This is a genomic window from Actinopolymorpha alba DSM 45243, assembly GCF_000373925.1.
GTDB lineage: Bacteria > Actinomycetota > Actinomycetes > Propionibacteriales > Actinopolymorphaceae > Actinopolymorpha > Actinopolymorpha alba.
In genome coordinates this window covers 21,755-42,530 of sequence record NZ_KB892756.1, presented here as the reverse complement: position 1 = coordinate 42,530, position 20,776 = coordinate 21,755, and the positions used below count along the sequence as shown (strand labels likewise).

At 68.1% G+C, this 20,776-nt stretch carries 17 protein-coding genes and 1 pseudogene; 4 read left to right on the top strand and 14 right to left on the bottom strand.

Annotated elements, in window-relative coordinates:
• Positions 1 to 82: 82 nt before the first annotated feature.
• Positions 83 to 1,195, top strand: a complete 1,113-nt coding sequence (locus B141_RS0117460; RefSeq protein ID WP_020576468.1) for a Kelch repeat-containing protein — start codon at positions 83 to 85, stop codon at positions 1,193 to 1,195.
• 184 nt (positions 1,196 to 1,379) lie between these two features.
• Here the strand turns inward: B141_RS0117460 and B141_RS0117455 are convergent, their stop codons facing one another.
• Together B141_RS0117455 and B141_RS0117450 are read right to left on the bottom strand one after the other, a co-directional pair.
• Positions 1,380 to 2,879: an HNH endonuclease gene (locus tag B141_RS0117455; RefSeq protein WP_474775224.1), complete on the bottom strand. Its 1,500-nt coding sequence runs from the start codon at positions 2,877 to 2,879 to the stop codon at positions 1,380 to 1,382.
• A 558-nt stretch (positions 2,880 to 3,437) separates the two neighbouring features.
• Positions 3,438 to 5,156, bottom strand: coding sequence for a glycerol-3-phosphate dehydrogenase/oxidase (locus B141_RS0117450; RefSeq protein WP_020576467.1), 1,719 nt, complete (start codon positions 5,154 to 5,156; stop codon positions 3,438 to 3,440).
• A 454-nt stretch (positions 5,157 to 5,610) separates the two neighbouring features.
• On the opposite strand from B141_RS0117450, the gene glpK reads away from it, so the two are divergent.
• On the top strand, positions 5,611 to 7,122 hold the full coding sequence (gene glpK / locus B141_RS0117445; RefSeq protein ID WP_026257311.1) for a glycerol kinase GlpK: 1,512 nt from the start codon (positions 5,611 to 5,613) through the stop codon (positions 7,120 to 7,122).
• A 374-nt stretch (positions 7,123 to 7,496) separates the two neighbouring features.
• Here the strand turns inward: glpK and B141_RS49375 are convergent, their stop codons facing one another.
• A complete protein-coding gene (locus B141_RS49375) occupies positions 7,497 to 7,637 on the bottom strand; it encodes a hypothetical protein (protein WP_237742724.1) in 141 nt (46 codons plus the stop codon).
• Between the two features lie 195 nt (positions 7,638 to 7,832).
• Positions 7,833 to 8,429: a nitroreductase family protein gene (locus tag B141_RS0117435; RefSeq protein WP_026257310.1), complete on the bottom strand. Its 597-nt coding sequence runs from the start codon at positions 8,427 to 8,429 to the stop codon at positions 7,833 to 7,835.
• A gap of 114 nt (positions 8,430 to 8,543) precedes the next feature.
• On the opposite strand from B141_RS0117435, the gene B141_RS41225 reads away from it, so the two are divergent.
• Positions 8,544 to 9,170: a DUF459 domain-containing protein gene (locus B141_RS41225; protein WP_020576463.1), complete on the top strand. Its 627-nt coding sequence runs from the start codon at positions 8,544 to 8,546 to the stop codon at positions 9,168 to 9,170.
• Positions 9,157 to 9,948 (top strand): DNA-formamidopyrimidine glycosylase family protein, encoded by a 792-nt coding sequence (locus tag B141_RS0117425; RefSeq protein ID WP_020576462.1) that lies wholly within the window; start codon positions 9,157 to 9,159, stop codon positions 9,946 to 9,948. The genes B141_RS41225 and B141_RS0117425 overlap by 14 nt, the downstream gene beginning before the upstream one ends.
• A 10-nt stretch (positions 9,949 to 9,958) precedes the next feature.
• Here the strand turns inward: B141_RS0117425 and B141_RS0117420 are convergent, their stop codons facing one another.
• The 10 genes and pseudogenes from B141_RS0117420 to B141_RS0117375 form a co-directional block, all read right to left on the bottom strand.
• A complete protein-coding gene (locus B141_RS0117420) occupies positions 9,959 to 10,900 on the bottom strand; it encodes a zinc-binding dehydrogenase (protein WP_020576461.1) in 942 nt (313 codons plus the stop codon).
• A 38-nt stretch (positions 10,901 to 10,938) separates the two neighbouring features.
• Positions 10,939 to 11,286, bottom strand: coding sequence for a mycothiol transferase (locus tag B141_RS41220; RefSeq protein WP_272944084.1), 348 nt, complete (start codon positions 11,284 to 11,286; stop codon positions 10,939 to 10,941).
• Between the two features lie 219 nt (positions 11,287 to 11,505).
• Positions 11,506 to 11,739, bottom strand: a pseudogene (locus B141_RS53230) (helix-turn-helix domain-containing protein); the annotation flags it as partial.
• A 249-nt stretch (positions 11,740 to 11,988) separates the two neighbouring features.
• Positions 11,989 to 12,525, bottom strand: coding sequence for a CinA family protein (locus B141_RS0117405; RefSeq protein ID WP_026257309.1), 537 nt, complete (start codon positions 12,523 to 12,525; stop codon positions 11,989 to 11,991).
• 5 nt (positions 12,526 to 12,530) lie between these two features.
• The gene (gene pgsA / locus B141_RS0117400) at positions 12,531 to 13,112 is read right to left on the bottom strand and encodes a CDP-diacylglycerol--glycerol-3-phosphate 3-phosphatidyltransferase (RefSeq protein ID WP_020576457.1); all 582 of its coding nucleotides are present in this window, start codon (positions 13,110 to 13,112) and stop codon (positions 12,531 to 12,533) included.
• Complete coding sequence (rimO, locus tag B141_RS0117395; RefSeq protein ID WP_420313595.1) at positions 13,109 to 14,707, bottom strand: 30S ribosomal protein S12 methylthiotransferase RimO; 1,599 nt, start codon at positions 14,705 to 14,707, stop codon at positions 13,109 to 13,111. Before rimO ends, pgsA begins: the two co-directional genes overlap by 4 nt.
• 52 nt (positions 14,708 to 14,759) lie before the next feature.
• Positions 14,760 to 15,743 carry a mannonate dehydratase gene (locus tag B141_RS0117390; RefSeq protein ID WP_020576455.1) on the bottom strand — a complete coding sequence of 328 codons (984 nt, stop codon included), beginning with the start codon at positions 15,741 to 15,743 and terminating at the stop codon, positions 14,760 to 14,762.
• A gap of 52 nt (positions 15,744 to 15,795) precedes the next feature.
• Positions 15,796 to 16,641, bottom strand: coding sequence for an NAD-dependent epimerase/dehydratase family protein (locus tag B141_RS0117385; RefSeq protein ID WP_020576454.1), 846 nt, complete (start codon positions 16,639 to 16,641; stop codon positions 15,796 to 15,798).
• Between the two features lie 229 nt (positions 16,642 to 16,870).
• Positions 16,871 to 17,728, bottom strand: coding sequence for a hypothetical protein (locus tag B141_RS0117380; RefSeq protein WP_020576453.1), 858 nt, complete (start codon positions 17,726 to 17,728; stop codon positions 16,871 to 16,873).
• Positions 17,729 to 18,062: 334 nt separating this feature from the next.
• Positions 18,063 to 20,639, bottom strand: a complete 2,577-nt coding sequence (locus B141_RS0117375) for an FtsK/SpoIIIE family DNA translocase (RefSeq protein WP_020576452.1) — start codon at positions 20,637 to 20,639, stop codon at positions 18,063 to 18,065.
• Positions 20,640 to 20,776 lie beyond the last annotated feature (137 nt).

Here is a 20,776-nt window from a genome sequence, read left to right as displayed (position 1 = left end):
CATCCTGACCCGAGGACCCGAATCGATCACAGCTAAGGGGGATTCTGTGTTACGACGGATGATTCTGATTTGCGTTGCGGCGATGGCGCTCATTGCGGCTGGTTCGACAGCCCAGGCTGGTTCGACAGCCCAGGTAGGTTCGATCAGCGGCTCGGGCGCCGGATTGGAGGACTCGAACGTCACCTGGGAGAAGCTGCGAACGTTCGGCGTACCCCCGTCTGCGCGTTCGATGCCGGCGACAGCGAGCGTTGGCAAGCACCTCTACGTCTTTGGTGGTGTGTACGATTCGTTCGCCACTGGCCAGAACACGTTCCTCAACGATCTGTATCGACTCGACACCGAAACCCGGCGGTGGACCCTGGTTCCCTCGCGGGTCGCGCCGGAGCCGCGGGCCTGGGCGGCGGCCGCCGCATCCGAGCGATCGTTCGTTGTTTTCGGTGGTTCTCAGTACAATTCCGAGGGGACGGTCTTCAAGGCGTTCGATGACCTGTGGGCATTCGACACGACCCGGCAGCGTTGGGAACAGATCCGCCCGGTCAATCCGGGCCCAAGCGGCCGGAGTGGCTCGACGGCCTGGACTGCGGGCGGCAAGCTCTACATCTTCGGCGGTGTCGATGCGACACTGTCGGCGCTCAATGATCTGTGGGCCTACGACTTCCCCCAGAACACCTGGACCCAGCTCATCGAGAACGGCGACCCGTCCGCGCCGTCACCACGTCACGTCGCCATGGCCGGAACCCACGCTGTCATGGGGAAGTTGACGTTGTACGGCGGTGAAGGCGTGAGCGGCTCCAGCTTTCCGGTGCTCGACGACACCTGGCAGTACGACATCACGACGAACACGTGGGCAGAGATCACTCCCCAGGCCGGCAACCCGGATCCACCGCACAACTACGGTGCCGCTGGATTGATCGGTACTCGCCTCTATCTTCACGGAGGTGACATACCCGGTGGCGAGGCCGACTGCGGTGCACCGTACCCGCAGAATCCTACCGACCACATCTGGTCGTTCGACCTGACCACACACACCTGGCGCCAGCATCAGGCCGTCGGTCCGCCCGCCCGTTTGAAGCGCCACACCGCGGCGGTGATAGCCGGAAAGATGTACATCACCGGAGGCTATGACTTCCAATGCGCCGGCGGCGTCGGCCCCGGTCAGATCTGGAACCTCGACACTTATGTCCTAACGCCCTGATCCGACCCAACCGCCACCGCGCCGTCCTTGCGCGGAAGACCCGACCCGTCCGCCAGAGCGCGCCCGCGTAGCAGGCCGAGCCCGGGCCGGTGAGGCGCGCATATCGGCAGGCTCGAAACCCCTTCTTTTCAGGGGTTGTCGAGCCTGCCGGTTTGTTTGTTTGTCCCGCATCGTCCCGCGCAGGTTAGAAGGGCGGCGGGTCGGGGTCGGCGGGTTCGACGGGGTCGGTGAGGCGTGGTGGGGTGACCGTGTACTGCCGGCTGTGTGGGTCGGTGTAGGTGAAGTGGCCTGGGCTGGTTTGTTCGACTTTCCAGTCGCCCTCGGTTTTGACGCGGTGGTGGCGGCATAGTGGTGCCACGTTCGCGACGGAGGTCTCACCGCCCTCGGAGTATGGCTTCGTGTGGTCGAGGTCGCAGCTGATGGCTGGGCGTCGGCACAGCATCCAGGTGCAGCGCTGGTTCAACGACTGAACCAGCTCCGCCGGAAGACCGCGNAGGAAACGTTGCGCCATCGGATGCAGACTCAACAACTGGCCCGTCACCGGATGGGTGACCCCGACCGCGAACATCGCATCCGGATTATCCAGATGGTTGGCAAGTAGCCGTCTCGCTACTTCGGTGAAGATCGGACCGAACCCGCCAAGCTCCGCTGGCCGCTTCGCCCACTCCATCAGCGTCGGGAACGGCACATTCAGCTGCAGTTTCGCCTTGATCCCCGCTCTCCAGGACCGGAACGCCGCCGGGATCTCCTGCTCGGGAATCGGTTCCCGATCAGCGTCCTCGCCCCGTCCGTTCGCGGAGCTACCCGCACCGGCGGCCTCTCCACCCTCACCAGCGGCAGCCTCGCCGGCCGAACTGCCGGCCGCATTGTCGTCGCGGCGCTTCCGGCGGGGCCGGTCNAGNGGGNGGGTGTAGGTNGCGGGNTTGCAATCTTCACACGGGCAACCCNCAAGGTGGTGGTCGTGGTCGCACCCGGTGTGCCGGCACCCATCCGGTTCGGTGGCGGAGTTGTCCTGCGCACCCTCAGCTTCGGAAGGACTGTCGGCGTTGTTCTGCTCGTCGAGCAGGTCGTCAAAGGACCCTTGACAAGGGCTGCAATCGTCGCCGTTCTCCCCGTCGCCGTTCTCGCAGTCGCAGTCCTCACCGCCACTCTCAGCATCGGCGCTGGTCTGTTCACGACTGGCGGTGCCTTCGCGGGCTTCTTCCTCGCCGTCGCAAACGATGAGGTCGGCTTCGCCGGAGAGGAGGAGGGAGATGGCGATGTCGGCGCGTAGTTGGGGGAGGGTGCGTTCGTCCCCGCGTGCCTTCTCGGTGCGGGCGATGGCGTCGATCAAGGCCCAGGCTTGGGCTGCCTTGTCGTGGGAGATGCCGTGCAGGCGCACCGTGGAGACGTTGTCCTCATCCGGGTAGACGGCCACGCCACGGTCTTCCCGAGCCCTCTTGTGGCGTTCTTTCGCTGCTTCGGGGTTGACCTTGATGGTTTCGGCTTCGACATAGAGCCGTAGCAGCCCGCCCCGCAGCTTCAACACCTCAGGAAAGATCGCCTCATCCACCGCTGCACGGTCAGCTGGGGGTAGGAGGGTGAGCCGGTCGACGATCGTCCGCACCTCGGAGAATTCGAGTTCGCCGCGTTCCAACGCCTGCCGGGTGTTCGGCAGGTCTGTCAACGCCAAGGCGATGAGCATGAACTGATCACTGCGGTAGTTGGTCCACCCCAGCATCGGCGACAACAGTTCAGCCGCCCGCGGCTCCGGCACAGACGAGCGTTCCGCCTCATCATCCTTGAAACACGGCGGGCAGTGCGCCAACACGGCAGCCACAGCAAGACTCAAAGACTCGCCCCAACAGGCGACCTTCCGCGCGGCCTGAAGCAACACGCCAAGCTCGAAACCATTACAGACGTCCCGATCGACAGCAGCGAACGCCACCACCAACTCCGGACCGGGAAGCATGTCAGCAAACCCAGGCGGGAGCGGAGGGATCCGCACACCGTCGCCGTCGCTCATGCGTTCGAGTCTAGTCGATCGCAATCATGGGCGCAATCGCAGAAAGGCACGAACCCTCTTGTTTTTAAGGGAAACTGGCACCTTCACCGAGTGCCGACTCTGGTTATCCTGAGTATGGGAAAGGTGGACTGAGGTTCTGGGCCGGATCAACACCCCGTGTGCCTCGTCGGCGCCGCGCACGGCGGCGTCCACCAAAAAGCGCTGCGCTGCGCTACCGCGCTGTGCGGTAGCGCAGCGTTACCTCAGCGCGCGGCCGACCGCGAGCTTACGAGTGTCGGGCGCCAGCAGTCGCTGCGCGTCAGCGGTGAGGTCGTCGGGCTTCGTCTGGGACTCCCGCTCGGCTGCGACCCGCGCCTTGTAGACCTCAACCTCGTTGCTGGTGCGGGCATTGTCCCAGCCGAGAACGCCGGCCATGAGTTCGGCGGCGGGCTCGGCGGTTTCGGTGCCCCGGTGGGGAACCTCGATGGAGATGCGGGTACGCCGGGCGAGCACGTCGTCGAGGTGTACCGCCGCCTCGTGGGTCGCGGCGTACATCGCTTCCACGCGGAGATACTCCCCCGCACCGGGAAGGGGTTCGAGCAGCGAATGGTCCTTTTCGGCCAGCTCGAACACCTCGTCCACCATCGAGCCGTACCTGTCAAGCAGTCGTTGCATCCGCCACACGGGCACGCCGTTCTCTTCGGCGAGGGTGTCGACCTGGTTGATCAGCGCGTGGTAACCCTCGGCGCCCATCAATGGCACATGTTCGGTCACCGACGGCGGAAGGCGGTGCCCCAGGTCGGGACGGGCCGCGTCAACCGCGTCTTTCGCCATCACGCGGTACGTGGTGAACTTCCCACCCGCGATCGACACCAGGCCGGGCAGCGGCCGGGCCACGGCATGCTCCCGCGACAACTGGCTGGTCTCCTCGGACTCCCCCGCGAGGAGCGGCCGCAGGCCGGCGTACACCCCCTCGATGTCGTCGTGCGAGAGCGGCACCGCCAGCACCTCGTTGAGGTTGGCGAGAAGGTAGTCGATGTCGGCACGGCTCGCCGCCGGATGCGAGAGATCGAGATTCCAGTCGGTGTCGGTCGTACCGATGATCCAGTGGTTGCCCCACGGGATGACGAAGAGCACCGACTTCTCGGTACGAAGGATCAGCCCGACCTCAGACGCGATCCGGTCGCGCGGGACGAGGACATGCACGCCCTTCGAGGCACGCACCCTGAACCGCCCCCGGCCCCCGGTGAGGCGCTGGATCTCGTCGGTCCAGACACCCGTGCAGTTGATGACGACCTTCGCCCTGATCGTGGTGGTCGCACCGGAGTCCACGTCGCGGATGTGCGCACCGACGATGCGCCCGCCCTCGTGGAGAAACCCCGTGACCTCGGAGGAATTGCGGACCACCGCGCCGTAGCGGGCGGCGGTACGGATCACGGTGAGCGTGTGCCGCGCGTCGTCGGCCTGCCCGTCGTAGTAGCGGACCGCTCCGATGAGCGCGTCCTGGCGCAGGGCGGGGCTGAGCCGCAGGGCACCGGTGCGGGTGAGGTGGCGGTGCGCGGGGACGGAGCGTCCACGCGCCATCGTGTCGTACAACGTCAGGCCGGCCCCGACGTAGGGCCGCTCCCACATGCGGTGCTTGAGGGGATACAGGAACGGCACCGGCTTCACCAGGTGCGGAGCGAGCCGGGTGAGCATCAGCTCGCGCTCCTTCAGCGCCTCCGCGACGAGCCCGAAGTTCATCTGCTCCAGATAGCGGAGGCCACCGTGGAAGAGTTTGCTCGACCGGCTCGACGTACCACTGGCGAAGTCACGCGCCTCCACCAGAGCCGTGTCGAGTCCGCGGGTCACCGCGTCCAGCGCCACGCCAGCACCGGTGATGCCACCCCCGACCACCAAGACGTCGAAGGCCTGCTCACCAAAGCGATCCCAGGCCTGCGCCCGCTCCTGCGGACCCAGCTTCGCAGAACCTCTCACAGCCCTCTCCTTGCTGCTCGTGTCCGGCTGCTTGTGTTCGCCGTCCCGGAACCGGGACGAAGCGTGGGGTTCAGATGCATCCCGGGCTCATACGGACGTACCGACATCAGGGCCGGATGTTCAACCTACTAGGCACCCCTCGCGATCCAGGACCAGGACCGCCAGCCGGCACAAGTGCCGCGACGGCGACTGTCGGACACGTGAACGCACGCTCTGCGGCACCGTGAGCCGCGGGGCGTGAGGCGGGCACCGGTCGGTGGCACACGCATGCCATCCTTCCCGTCCGGGGAAGGGGTGGACATGATTGGACGGGCTCCCGGGTGCCGCCGGCTCTCGGAGCGACGTCGCTGTCGCCACCGTGCTCGCGCGGGTCGCCACGTGACATTCGACCTCCCTACGCACCCCAGCCATACGTACGCTACCCCGAGACCCGACAAGCCGAGCGGGAGCTGACATGACCGACTACGTCGCGGCCATAGACCAGGGAACGACGAGTACGAGGAGCATGATCTTCGATCACTCCGGCCGCGTGGTAAGCGTTCACCAACTCGAGCACGAGCAAATCTTTCCCCGCGCCGGCTGGGTCGAGCACAACGCCGAGGAAATCTGGCGCAACACCCGCGAGGTCGTGGCCGGAGCGCTGGCCAGAGCCGATATCACCGCCGCCAACATCGCGGCGGTCGGCATCACCAACCAGCGCGAGACCACGCTCGTCTGGGAACGCTCCACCGGCCGGCCGATCCACAACGCGATCGTGTGGCAGGACACCCGCACCGACCGGATCTGTGACGAGCTGGGCGCTCTGGGCGGTGGTGCCGAGCGCTACCGCGACCGCGTTGGTCTGCCGCTCGCGACGTACTTCTCCGGCCCCAAGGTCAAGTGGATCCTCGACAACGTCGAAGGCGCCCGCGCCCGGGCCGAACGCGGCGAGCTGTTCTTCGGCACCATGGACACCTGGCTGCTGTGGAACATGACCGGCGGTTCCGACGGTGGCCTGCACCTCACCGACGTGACGAACGCGTCCCGCACCATGCTCATGGACCTCGCCACGCTCGAATGGGACGCCGACATCGCCGCCGAGATGGGCATCCCGCTCTCGATGCTGCCAGAGATCCGTCCCTCGTCCGAGGTCTACGGGCAGGGCCGCAAGGGCGGCTTCCTGCCCGGCGTTCCGATCGCGGGCGACCTCGGCGACCAACAGGCCGCAACGTTCGGACAGGTCTGCTTCGACGTGGGGAACGCCAAGAACACCTACGGCACCGGCAACTTCCTACTCCTCAACACCGGGACCGAGCGGGTACGCAGCGAGAACGGCCTGCTCACCACGGCCTGCTACAAAATCGGGGACAGCCCCTGCGTCTACGCCCTGGAAGGGTCGATCGCCATCACCGGCGCGCTGGTCCAGTGGCTGCGGGACAACCTCGGCCTGATCCGCACCGCGACGGAGATCGAGGAGCTCGCGCGCACCGTCGAGGACAACGGCGGCGCCTACTTCGTCCCGGCGTTCTCCGGCCTGTTCGCGCCGTACTGGCGTTCGGACGCGCGTGGGGTGCTCGCCGGGCTGACGAGGTACGTCACCAAGGGCCACATCGCCCGCGCCGCGCTCGAGGCGACCGCCTACCAGACTCGCGAGGTGGTGGACGCGATGAACGCCGACTCCGGCGTGACGCTCACCGAACTCAAGGTCGACGGCGGCATGGTCGGCAACGAACTGCTCATGCAGTTCCAGGCCGACATCCTCGACGTGACTGTGATCCGGCCGCGGGTCGCCGAGACGACCGCGCTCGGCGCCGCGTACGCCGCGGGTCTCGCTGTGGGGTACTGGTCGAGCCAGGACGACCTGCGCGCCAACTGGCAGGAGGACCGGCGCTGGACCCCGCAGATGGATCCGAAGGTCCGTGACCGCGACTACAGGTCCTGGAAGAAGGCCGTCACCCGCACCTTCGACTGGGTCGAACCCGAGTGACCACCTCGAGCCCAGGTTAGGCGGCTCATTCAAAACTCCTGGACGCCGCACCGCTGTGTGAGGGTCCAACCTCCCATTCGGAGTAACTCAGCAAGATCGTGAAAACTGCGGGGGTTATGGCACCCCAAAATCTTCACGATCTGGGATGACCTGGCCATCGCGAGGCCATCCAAGGGTTCGCCAGGCGTAGAGCCTGGTGACCTCACCACCGGACTGGCGACGGCTCGTGCACCCTTCGGCGGACCTCACGCTGCAAGTCCCCACCCACCTTGCGCGGCAAATCTGCCTTGCCTGGTGGGAAACACGCCCGCCTCACACCACCGCAGAAGGCCCACACAATGTGAGACACCTCCGCCGCACCCCCAGTGGATGCGTTACTTCGGCCCGAGGGTTCCCGGTGGCTCCGGTTGCCAGGCCGGGCCGGTCGGCGGGGTCTGCTTCTGCTCCTTGATATCGAATTCCGGCAGCTTGCCGTCCCAGAGGTATTCGGTGCGGAAAATCGAGGCGTCCGCCAAGGGCGGTGTCATCCTCCTTGTAAATAACAACTTCGGAGTACGCGGGGAGGCGGGTTTCGGGGTCGATATAAAGCACCGCGTCAGTGACGGCCGAGCCCACTCCCCCGGGCCCGAACGACGGCTGCGGCGTACTCATGGCTCCATGCGACAGAACAGACAAATGTCCGGAAAGGGTAGCGATGCCGCTCGCCCGGTCTACCAGCGGCCGCGGTGGACCACCTCGTCCGCGGAGCGGCGGCCCCGCTTGAGGGAGGGCGACCGCCGGTCGGGCGCCGGGTGCCCGAGCGCGACCACGCCGATGGGCGTGTGATCCTCGGGCACGCCGAACGCCTTCCGGAAGGACGGGATCTGCTCGGGCGGGATCCCGAAGAAGCACCCACCCAACCCCTCGTCGGTGACGGTGAGGAGCATCAGCAGTGCGGCCATCCCGGTGTCGATGTGCCAGTACGGCACAGGCCAGCGGGCCTCGTCCCGGTCGGTCCAGCCCTTGTCGGCCTCGGCGTACCGATCGAGGTAGGCGCCCTTGCACGACAACGGGACCACGAGGACGGGCGCGCGCCGCATGCCCGCAGACCACGCGTCGACCCCCGCGCCGGCCGGCGTCGTCGCCTCCCAGAACCGCGCGACATCTTCGGGTGTGTCCAGCACCAGGAACCCCCACCCCTGGCTGAACCCCGCCGAGGGCGCCCGCACCGCGTTGTCGAGGATCCGCGCCACCACCGCCGGGTCGACCGGTCGGGGATCAAAGTTGCGTACCATCCGGCGCCGGCGTACGACGTCCTGAAAATCCATGCGGGACAGCCTGCCCCATTGCCCCATGCGCGGCCATCCCGCGTCACCGAGCCGTCAGCGGGCCACCCGTCCCCGCCGCCGCGTGATCGTGCGGCGGTCAGCGAGAATGCCGGGATGACGGATGTGCGGATCTGTTTCGTCGGCGACTCCTACACCGCGGGGGTCGGTGACCCGGATGGGCTCGGCTGGGTCGGGCGGGTGGCCGCGGCCTCCCGGCGGCAGGGCGTCCCGCTCACGGCCTACAACCTCGGGATCCGCCGCGACACCTCGCGCGACATCCAGGCGCGGTTCGCCGATGAGGTCGTACGCCGGCAGGCCACAGGGTGCGACAACCGGGTCGTCCTGTCGTTCGGCACCAACGACACCCAGGTCGAGCCTGGCGGGGTACGCGTCGAGCCGGTCGCGACCCTCGCCGTCCTCGCGGACCTGCTGGACTGGTGCCGTCAACGTGACGTTGCGGTGTTCGTGGTCGGGCCGCCCCCGGTCGTGGACGACGAGCGCAACCTCCGGCTGCTCCAGCTGACCGCGCTGATGCGGGAGCTCACGAAGCGGCGGGAGGTGCCGTTCGTACCCATCGCTCCCGTCCTCGCGGAGAGCACCCGATGGCGGGCCGAACTCGCGGCGGGTGACGGCGCCCATCCATCGGTCGGCGGGTATCAGAGCCTCGCGCAACTCGTCCTTGACGGCGGTTGGTGGAGCTGGCTCGGCGTACGGGCGGCGAACGGCGATGCCCGAAGGTGACACCGTCTGGCTGACGGCCCGCCGCCTGCGGACCGTGCTCGCGGGCCAGCCCCTCACCCGGGCCGAGCTGCGGGTGCCGCAGCACGCGACGGCCGACCTCGCCGGACGGAGGGTCCTGGAGGTGGTGCCCCGGGGCAAGCACCTGCTCATGCGGATCGAACCCGACCTGACCCTGCACACCCACCTCGGCATGGACGGCTCCTGGCGGATCCGGCCGGCAGGTGGCCGCTGGCCGGGAGTACGCGAACCCGTGCGGGTCGTGCTTGCCACCGCATCCGTCATCGCGGTCGGCGAGCGCCTCGCCCGGGTCGACCTCGTACCCACCTCCGGCGAGGACGCCCTCGTCGGCCACCTGGGTCCCGACCCGCTCGGCCCGGACTGGGATCCGGACGAGGCGGTACGCCGGCTTGGCGGCCAGCCGGAGCGTACGATCGGCGAGGCCCTGCTCGACCAGCACAACCTCGCCGGCATCGGAAATCTCTATCGCGCCGAGGTGTTGTTCCTGCGCGGGCTGGATCCGACCACGATGGTGCGCGACGCGGGCGAGCTCGGCCGGGTGGTACGCCTTGCCCGCCAGCTGCTCTGGACCAACCGCGAGCACCCCGAACAATCGACCACCGGCGACCTGCGGCGGGGACGCCAGCACTGGGTGTATGGACGCGCCGGCGAGCCGTGTCGACGATGCGGCACCCGGATCCGTCGGGGCGAGCTGGGTCCAGCCGGTCAGGAACGCGTGACCTTCTGGTGCCCGTCCTGCCAGCCGCAACCCCTGACCTGAAAGGCCGGACTCATGCTGTCAACACGACCTTGAGCCGACCCTCGGCCGGCGTCGCGGCAACCTCGAATGCCCGCTGTGCCTCGCGTACCGGCAGCACGTGTGTGACATACCCGTCCAGGGGACGCAGCTCCTCCACGGCGAGCTCGAGATAGCGCTGCCAGTCGCGGGTAGTGCCCGCGGTGAGTGTGAGGTGCTTGCGGAACAGCGTGCGGAAGGGCACGACGTAGTCGTCGGAATCGGCGACGCCGAATGCCACCACGTGCCCGCCCGATGCGGTCGCACGGACGGCGTCGGCCAGCGTCTCGCGCTGATGTCCGGCCGCCTCGACGCAGATGTCGGGTGCTTCCTCGTGCTCGAGCGCCGCCACCCACGCGTGCGCGCTGTTCGTCACCAGGGCATCGACGCCGTAGTGACGGGCGACGACGGAGCGGTCCACCGGGTCGACACCGGTCACCTGGCGAGCGCCTCGGCCCTTCAGGACGTACGCGAACAGCAGACCGAGCGGACCGAGACCCAAGATGGCGGCGGACCGACCCGTGACCTCCGGAATCTTGTCGACCGCGCTCAGGACCGTGGCGAGCGGCTGCGCCGCCACCGCCTCCAGGTCTGAGAACTCGTCCGGCACCGCGCAGAGCAGGTGGTCGGGGCTCGTGGAGTATTCCCGGAGGCCTTGAGCTCCGTGCGCGAACCCCACCACCCGCTGGCCGACCTCAAACCGCGAACCCGCACTCGCGACCACCTCCGCCACGAGCTCGTGCAACGGAAATCCAGGTCCTGGACGATCCTCGCCGTACGGCTTGACGGCACCGGTGAACTTGGGGATGTCACTGCCGCAGATGCCGCCCATGAGGAAACGCAGCATCACCTCGCCGGGGCGCAGGTCGGCAGCGGATGGCTTCGCACACGACACCCCGGCAACGCATCGCGGCCCTTCGAGGTTGTAAGCCCACATGTGGCTCCTTTCGGTTGATCACCCTCGTGAGCCACCATTCATTCGCCGGTCACGCCGTCGGTCAACTCCCGCACGATGTCGAGGCGGCCGTTGTGACGCGCGGTCTCCTCGATCATGTGATGGAGGATCCACCGGACCGAGATCTGTCCCTCGCCGGGACGGCGCTCGGGAGCCAGGTGGTCGAGTGGGAAGCCCGCCACGATCTCGCGGGAGCGGGCGCACTGCGCGTCGTACTCGTCGAGCAACCTCGACAGGGGCACGTCAGCGGCCGGCCGCCAGTCAGCGTCGGGATCCTCCAGACCGAACGGCGCGTCGTCTGGCCCCCCGAGCAGCACGAACCGGAAGCGCGCGCCGAAGACAGCGACGCACCACGAACGGGGTCGGATCGATGACAGCTGGTACGAACGAGACAGAACGTCTCGCGAGTGGGGACGGGAATCCGGCGATCCGGCCTAGGCCGCCGCGACCACCTCGCGACGGGTGCCGTCCATGGCGTTGTCCACGCGAGCGCCGTCCAGGCGGTTGGTGTCGATTCGGTGGGTCTCGATCCGCTTTGAGGTGACCTTGCCGATCGCCGGGCGCTCAGCAGGAGCGAGCATCCGGGTTTCGATCTTGTCGATCTCGTCGCTCACCTCGCGGAGCACCTCCGACAGGGGGACCTCGAGAGCGGAACATATCGCGGCGAGCAGCTCGCTCGAGGCTTCCTTCTGACCGCGTTCGACCTCGGAGATGTATCCCAGGCTCACCCGGGCATCCAGAGAGACCTCGCGGAGGGTGAGCCCCCGCCGCATGCGTTGGCGGCGAAGCACGCCACCCAGCAGGTGACGAACCAGGACCATCGGTCGCTCCCCTCGTGTCTCTGTCGTCTCAGGTGCCAGCATCATCAGTGCCTGTCATACGCGGACGACCGGCGGATGTCGCCCGGATGCGTGGTCAAGCTGAAACCACCGTACCCGGGAACCCTCCCATGTGACGACACCGCACGCCGCCACGCCGGAACCCAGTGGATCATCTTGCCCCGACACCTCCCCTGGCGGGGCGGCGAGGGCCACCCACCCGGCGGGGAAACGTACCCACTCCGGCCCCGATCAGGCCTGGTTCACCATCTGGAGGAGGAGTTCCAGGGCCGCGACCACGGTGGACTTCCGGATTTCGTCCCGCTCCCCCGCGAACTGGAACCTGCGTACCTCCAAGGCACCAGGCCCCGCACAGGCGACGTCGACGGTGCCGACGGGCTCGTCACCATGCGGCTGGGGTCCGGCGACGCCGGTGGTGGCCAGCGCATATGTCGCACCCAACCGCTCCCGCGCCCCCGACGCCATGGCCTTCGCGGTCTCGGGGTGGACCGGACCGTGGCGTTCGAGCAGGTCCGCGGGCACGCCGAGGAGCTGTGCCTTGAGATCAACGGCGTACGCCACCACGCCACCGCGGTACGTCGCCGACGACCCACCCTGCGTGGTGAGCGCGGCCCCTAGTAGTCCGCCGGTCAGAGACTCCGCGGTTGCCACGGTGGCGCCGCGCTCCCGCAGGAGTTCATGGCACCGAGCGGCCAACTCTGTCGCCGCCAGCTCCGTGGCTGCTAACTCGGTCGGGGCCAGTTCCGGGCCGGCAGGTCCCTCAGACATCGCGTTCACGCTTCCTTACCGCGACCGCGGCGAAGCCGCACGGCGCGCACCACGTAGTCGATGCCTGTCACCACGGTGAGTACGACGGCGACACCCATCGTGATCTCGCTCAGGAGCCTCAGGAACCCCTCCAGCGGCAGGAGGTAGAACCCGATCGCGATCGTCTGCAGCAGTGTCTTGGCCTTGCCGCCCGGGCTCGCCGCGATCACGCCGTAGCGGATCACCCAGAACCGCAGCAGGGTGATACCCAGCTCCCGAACGAGGACGATCCCGGTCACCCACCAGGGCAGCTCGCCGAGGATGGACAGGCCGACCAGGGCGGTCCCGATGAGCGCCTTGTCGGCCAGCGGGTCGGCGATCTTTCCGAAGTCGGTGATCAGGCCGCGCCGCCGGGCCAGCTCACCGTCGGCCTTGTCGGTCAGCGCCGCGATCCCGAACACCAGGAACGCCGCCACCCGCATCGTCGTGCTGGTACCACCCTCGCGCAGCAGCAGCCAGGCGAACACCGGCACCAGAGCGACCCGAACGACGGTCATCAGGTTGGCGATGTTCCAGGCGCTCGGTTGGGCGCTCCGCGCCTGCGTCACGCGCCGCCTCCGGACCTGATGGTCGGCGGGGCGTCTTCCACCACCTCGGTCACCCCCGCGACCTCGGTCACCTCGGCCACCAGGTCAACGCCGTCGGTGTCGACCACCCGGGCCTGCAGCAAGGTCCCGGGCCGGGCACCCGCGGCTCCCCGGACCAGCGTGGTGCCGTCCACCTCAGGACCCTGGTGAGCCGCCCGCCCTTCGACCAGGCGTACGCCGTGCGCTTCCCCCTCACCGGCCGCCGGATCCCCGTCGACGTCGACTGTCTCCACGATGACGTCGACGATCTCGCCGATCCGGTCCTCCGCGCGCTGGGCCGTGAGCTCCTCGACCAGCTCTGTCAGGCGTTCGACCCGGGCGGCGATCTCGTCCTCGTCGAGCTTGCCGTCGAAGGTCGCCGCCTCGGTGCCGTCCTCGTCGGAGTAGCCGAACACACCCACGACGTCGAGCCGGGCCGCCTCGAGGAACGCGCACAGCTCGTCGACGTCGTCCTCGGTCTCGCCGGGGAAGCCGACGATCACGTTGCTCCGGATGCCCGCCTCCGGCGCCTTCACCCGGATCTGCTCGATCAGGCCGAGGAAGCGTTCGGTGTCGCCGAACCGCCGCATACGGCGCAGGACGGTGGGGCTCGCGTGCTGGAACGACAGGTCGAAGTACGCCGCGACGCCCGGCGTGGAGGTCATCGCCTCGACCAGGCCGGGCCGCGTTTCGGCAGGCTGGAGATAGGAGACGCGTACCCGCGTGATCCCGTCGATGCCGACCAACGCGGGCAGCAGCCGGGTCTCGAGCAGGCGGACGTCGCCGAGATCCTTGCCGTACGACGTGGAGTTCTCGCTCACGAGGAACAGCTCGCTCACCCCCTGCTCGGCAAGCCAGTGCGCCTCGGCGACGATCTCCTCCGGCGGGCGGGACAGGAACGCGCCGCGGAACCTCGGGATCGCACAGAACGTACACCGCCGGTCACACCCGGACGCCAGCTTGAGCGGTGCGACGGGGCCGCTCCCGAGCCGGCGGCGGTGGACCCGCGGGCCAGACGCGGGAGCGATCCCCTCCGGAAGGTCGGGTCCCGCACCGGGCTCCACCACGCGGTGGCCGGGAACGGAGGTCGCCGGCGCTGCTCCCCCGCGTTCGACCGGGCTGATCGGCAGCAGCGTACGGCGGTCGCGAGGCGTGTGCGGCGCATGCCGGGTGCCCGCCAGCAGCGCGCTGACCCGGGAGGCGATGTCGGGATAGTCGTCGAAGCTCAGCACCGCGTCGGCCTCGGGCAGGGCCTCGGCGAGATCCTTGCCGTACCTCTCGGCGAGACAGCCCACAGCGACCACCGCCTGCGGCCGGCCGGCCTCCTTCAGGTCGGCGGCGGCCAGCAACTGGTCAACCGAGTCCTTCTTCGCGTTCTCGACGAACCCACAGGTGTTGACGAGAACGGCGTCGGCGTCCTCCGCGTCGTCGACCAGGGTGAAGCCGCCCTCGGCGAGCCGACCGGCCAACTCCTCGGAGTCGACCTCGTTGCGGGCACACCCGAGCGTCACGACAGCCACGGTCGTGGGCGCCGTCGGGGTCTTGGGGGGTGCGACAGGCTGAGTCATCGTGCCCATCTTCGCGTACGTCGAGTCTCGCGGCACAGTGTGGTTCCGGCCCCGCTCGGGCTCAGCCGCGGCGTACACCCTCCACCAGGCCGCGGATGTAGCCGAGGGCGAACAACCGGCCGTACGCGGAGTAGCCGGGGTTGGCGTTGCTGTCACCCTCCACGGTCGGCACGTGGTCGGGGCGCATCGGGCCGTCGTACCCCACCTCGTGATACGTACGCAGACATTCCCACATGTCAGTCGGCCCGTCGTCGTGCCAGGTCTCCTCGAACTTCTCGACCGTCCCGCGGACGTCGCGGAAGTGTACGAAGAAGATCCTGCCCTGCTCACCGAACTTCCGGATCACCGCCGGAATGTCGTCCGTCATGAGCCGGAAGTTGCCCTGGCAGAGCGTGATGCCGTTGACCGGGCTCGGCACGAGGTCGAGCAGCCGCTGGTAGTTGTCGACGCTGCGCATGATCCGGCCCACCCCGCGCACCGGGGAGATCGGCGGGTCGTCGGGATGCATGGCGAGCTTGACGTTGGCCTGCTCCGCGACCGGGACGACCCGGCGGAGGAAGTACTCCAGGTTGGTCCAGAGTTCCTCCTCGCTCAACGGGCCGGCCTCGACCGGCGGCGCCTGCTCCATGAGCGCGTGGTCGTAGCCGCTGACCAGGGAGCCGCCGCGCGAGGGGATGGCGGTGTCGGTACGCAGCCAGTTGAAGTCGCTCATCCACTCGTAGCACCAGACCGGGATGCCGAGCCGGCCCATGTTCTCGATCAGGGTGCACACGGTGTCGATCTCTTCGTCCCGGCCGGGCAGGCCGCGCTTCGCCTTCACCAGCGGCGGGCGCGCCTCGATCACGGCGAGCTTCAGCCCGGCGTGTTCGTACCGTTGCTTCATCGACAGCAGCGGGAGGTAGTCCCAGGGTGCGTCGTCACCGCGCCGGTCGACGCCCGCGGTCTGGGGCAGCCCGCCGACCGCCCATTCGACGCCCGCCTGGACAGCGATGCGCCACAACGCCGCCGCCTCAGGTGCGGGTGGAAGCATCTCCGCGAGCTTCATGCCGGCCCTCCCGTCGTACGCCCAAGCGCCCGCCCGGGGGGTCGGGCGCCGGTCAGTGGTCGTGGACCCAACCAAGCAGCTTGACGGCCTTGCCGCAGTCGTAGAAGCCGAGGTGGTCCGCGAATGGCCGCCGCACCGGAACGTCGGGATAGAAACGCTGGTGCAGCTCCTCCGAACTCAGCGCGCTTGTGGTCGTCGGCGCGACCACGAAGAACACCTCGTGCCCGCTGAAGTCCGCGGTCAGCGCGCGCAGGCAGGCGTCCGCGGACGCGTCGAGGCCCACCCAGCCCCACAGGTGCTTCGCCTCGAAGGCCAACCGGTCATCGGGCTGGACCGCGCGTACCGGCGGCTCGGGCGTGATCCCGTGGAACCGTAGGCTCGCGATCACCAGGTCGGGATACCGCCGGACCATCGCGTCCGCCTGCTGCTCGCTCTCCCACTTCGACAGGCTGTAGGCATCCTCGGCGTAGGTGGGATGCTGCTCGTCGACCGGGAAGTAGTCGTACCTCGGGTTCCGACTGTAGATGCCCCCGATCGCATTGATGCTGGACGCCGAGGCGACCCGGCCGATTCCGGCCTCGGCCGCTGCCAGCATGGCGTTGTAACTGCCGACGACGTTGTTGGTGTGGACGGCGTGGTCGGCCAGACCGAACGGGCCGGGTATCGCCGCGAGGTGCACCAGCGCCTCGCAGCCGTCCAGCTGGCCCCGCAGGCTGTCGTAGTCGGTCACGTCGACGGGATGGACGTCAACCGGAATCTCGGTGGGGAACCCGGACGGCAGCCTCGCTGGACGTGTCGTGGCACGGTCGAGTGCCACCACCTCATGGCCCGCCGCGACCGCGGCCACCACCACCGCCCTGCCGAGCTTTCCGTTCGCTCCCGTGACAGCGATCCGCACCCCAGCCCTCCTCGCTGACGATCATGCGTTCCGTGGATGAAGTATCGCGGTTCACGAGCCTGGGCGCCGGCCCACGGCCCGGAGTTGACCAGGTGAGGCTACGGCAGCGATGGGCGGAAGACCGCCCGGGGCACCCGACCATGATCAACTCGTCGGAAAACGGCCACGAACCGCTGGTCGGTGGGCGTTTCTCTTGGCGCCGCGAGCAGCGCTCCGCCTTTGGATGCCGCTAACCGCCTTGCATCTCCGCCCGGATCTTGCGTAACAGATCGGCGCTTTCCTCAACTGGGCGGTAAAAGAACATCCCGATCATGAGGCTGTCATGATCGGACCACATGCAGATACTCAACGGCGCCATCGTCCCTGATTCGGCTTCTTGCTCGGCAGAACCGCATCGGGCAAACCCGCCCAGTGGGCCGGCATCCACGTCCTCGATATCGGTGACCGTCATGCCATCGCTGCCCATACCCCTGAACGCCCCGTCGAGCTCTGCTTTGGGGCTAACGAAGAATCCGGTACCGCCGGCGAGCTGTACGAGCCTCTCGTCCGCGATCGGATCATGGTAAAAGGCGACGACAGGCTTGACGGCCTTTGTCTCCTTGAGCAGCTCAGCGGCGATTTTCTCAGAGGCCTGCTCGAGAGAGGGCTCGGTGCTGAGCACGAGGCCCGCAAGCTTCTCCGGCTTTCTCAGGGTGGAGAACCGTCGGGGCGAGGTTGTCGGGCTCGGCGAGACTGTCGGGCTCGGCGAGACTGTCGGGCTCGGCGACTCATCTGTCGGGCTTTCGCTGGCCTGGCTGGCAGTGGCGGCCGGGGCCTGGCGTTCGGCGTTCATCCGTACCGCTGAATTGATGTCTTGGAGCCCTAACAGAACGAAAATACCGAAGCTGATGTGGAGGACGAGTAAGAGATAGCGCCACCAGGCCCAGACGCTCGTGCTGTTGCGGGCGACGAGAGTGGCAACTACCGCACCGAGGGTGGCTGGAATAGCCCACTTCGCAAGGAGACGACCGAGGCCTTCCGGTGACTCAGGCGACCCCAGGGTGAACTGAACAGCCAGCAGACCGACAATCATAAAGACGATTGCCATGACGGCGCTCCACGCGAACGCCTCACGGTTGACACGGCGAAGAGGTAGCGGAGCTGACTGCCGGCGGCTCACTCGAGATTTCCTCTCAACCAATGGGGACGGAACTCCGCAACACAAGGCCCCCCACCCTTAATAGCCGGACGGGACAGTACCGTATCGACCCAAACGGGCGCCAGCAATGAAAGAAACCCGACCAGTATGCGACGCTGGCGACGTCCTCAATTGCTGAACGGGGATACCGCAAAGTCAGCATCGCGGTCGAATCGGGCAATAAGGAAATTCGGTCGAGGAACAATGCTCGCCTTGGCCGCGTGCCATCGCGGTGGGACCGGTGTTACTCCTCGCCGCGCAGTGTCACGAGGAAGCCCTCCAGCTCGTCCGGCTTGACGAGGACGTCCCGCGCCTTCGAACCCTCGCTCGGCCCCACGACACCCCGGCTCTCCAGGATGTCCATCAGCCGGCCCGCCTTGGCGAACCCCACCCGCAGCTTGCGCTGCAGCATCGAGGTCGAGCCGAACTGCGTCGACACGATCAGCTCGGCGGCCTGCACCACGAGGTCCATGTCGTCGCCGATGTCGTCGTCGAGCTCCTTCTTGGCGCCCGCCACTGCGGTGACGTCCTCGCGGTACGTCGGCTGCAGTTGTGTCTTGCAGTGCTCGACCACCTTGTGAATCTCGGCCTCGGCGACCCAGGCGCCCTGGATCCGGATCGGCTTGCTCGCGCCCATCGGCAGGAACAACCCGTCGCCCTGCCCGACCAGCTTCTCGGCACCGGGCTGGTCGAGGATGACCCGGCTGTCGGCCATGCTCGACGTCGCGAACGCCAACCGCGACGGCACGTTCGCCTTGATCAGACCCGTCACCACGTCGACGCTCGGGCGCTGGGTCGCGAGGACGAGGTGGATGCCGGCGGCCCGGGCCAGCTGGGTGATGCGTACGACCGAATCCTCGACGTCTCGAGGCGCCACCATCATCAGGTCGGCCAGCTCGTCGACGATGACCAGTAGGTAGGGGTACGGCGTGAGCACCCGCTCGCTCCCCGGCAGCGGACTGGCCTTGCCCGTGCGTACGGCCTTGTTGAAGTCGTCGACGTGCCGGAATCCGAACGCCGCCAGGTCGTCGTACCTCTGGTCCATCTCCGACACCACCCACTGCAGGGCCTCTGCGGCCTTCTTGGGGTTGGTGATGATCGGGGTGATCAGGTGCGGGATGCCGTCGTACGCCGTCAACTCCACCCGCTTGGGGTCGACCAGAATCAGGCGCACCTCGTCTGGCGTCGAGCGCATCAGGATCGAGGAGATCATGGAGTTGACGAAGACCGACTTACCGGAGCCGGTCGCGCCGGCCACCAGCAGGTGGGGCATCTTGGCGAGGTTGGCGACGACGAAGCCGCCCTCGACGTCCTTGCCGACGCCAGCCACCATCGGGTGGTGGTCGCCGCGCGCCACACCCGATCGGAGTACGTCGCCGAGGCTGACGATCTCCTTGTCGGTGTTGGGGATTTCGACACCGATCGCGGACTTGCCGGGGATCGGCGAAAGGATCCGCACGTCCCCGCTCGCCACCGCGTACGAGATGTTCTTGGTCAGCGCGGTGACCTTCTCGACCTTGACCGCCTGACCGAGTTCGATCTCGTAGCGGGTCACGGTCGGGCCACGGGTGTATCCCGTCACCTGCGCGTCGATCTCGAACTGGTCGAGCACCTCGGCGAGCCGGTCGACGATCGCGTCAGACGCCTTCGTGCGCGCCTTGTGCGGGGAGCCGGCCGCCAGGACCTCACCGGCCGGCAGGACGTACGTCACGTCACCGGACAGCGCGAGCTGCTCGACCCGCTGCGGGAGCGGGCTGTGCGGGGGCGGCTCAGCGACCTTGCCCTCCGCGGGCTGGTCTGCGTTGCCGGCACCTTCCCCAGCCGCCGCGCCGTCGGCCTGGTCGGCGCCCTTCGACTTGCCGCCGCGTTTGGAGATCTCGCGGCCTTCCAGGACCGGGCTGTCGTACGGCTGCTCACTGGTGCGTTCGAGGTCGTCGCCCTCCGCCATCGCGCCGACCCGCCGCCTCGACCGCGACCGGCGCAGAGGCTGCGTCTGCTTGCCGTCCTGACCGCCGTCTGCCCCCTTGGCGTCCGCCGCGGCAGCCTGCGTGCCGTCCTTGCGGCGTACGCGGTCCCAGAAGTCGCGGGCGCGTTCGGGCAGCGCGTGCAACGGGGTCCCGCCCACGACGAGCGTGCCGAAGAGCGTGAGCAGCACCAGCAGCGGCGCCGCGACGTAGGGCGTCAGCAGGTCGGACGGGACCGAGGACATGACGTAACCGATCGCACCGCCAGCCTGCTCCAGGCTCTTGATGCCGTCTGTCGGTCGGGGCAGGTCGTGCTTGAGGTGGAGCAGGCCGAGTACGCCGCCCAGGATCGAGACCCAGCCGATGAGCTGCCGGCCACCCGGACCGTTGCGGTCGGGATGGCGAAGCGTCCGCCAGGCGACGAGCAGGAGGAGGAGGGGCATGGCCCACGCAAGCGTGCCGACACTGCCGGTGACGACCGTGCGAATGCCGGCACCCACGTCGTTGGGCATCTGCCACCACACCGCCGCGGCCACCACAAGGGCCAGCCCGACGAGCGTCAGACCCACGCCGTCACGGCGCAGGTCGGGGTCGAGCTCGCGCGCGCTCGAACCAACCCGCCGCACGATGCCACCGATCAGGTGGGCGATGCCGAGCCAGATGCCGGCGATGAGCCGGACCAGGCCGGTGAACGCCTGCCCGACGACGCCGGAACCACCCCGCGCCGGCCGGCGGGCGGGTGCCTTCTTTCTCGCCCGGACCTTGGAGGTGGATGCGCGCGAGCGGGTACTCGAACGTGACGAGCTGGCCGAGCGTGACTGTGCCCGGCGTACGGGGGAAGTCGTACGGGGCGCCATGACCTGGGAGCGTACGGGATTCTCCGCTCGTACGCTCGCCTCACACGCGGCCGAGGGCCCGCGATGAGCGGGCCCTCGGCGAGATCTGACCGCTGAGACGGCAACTCCCCCGAGGCGTACGACGTTGTCCTCAGGTG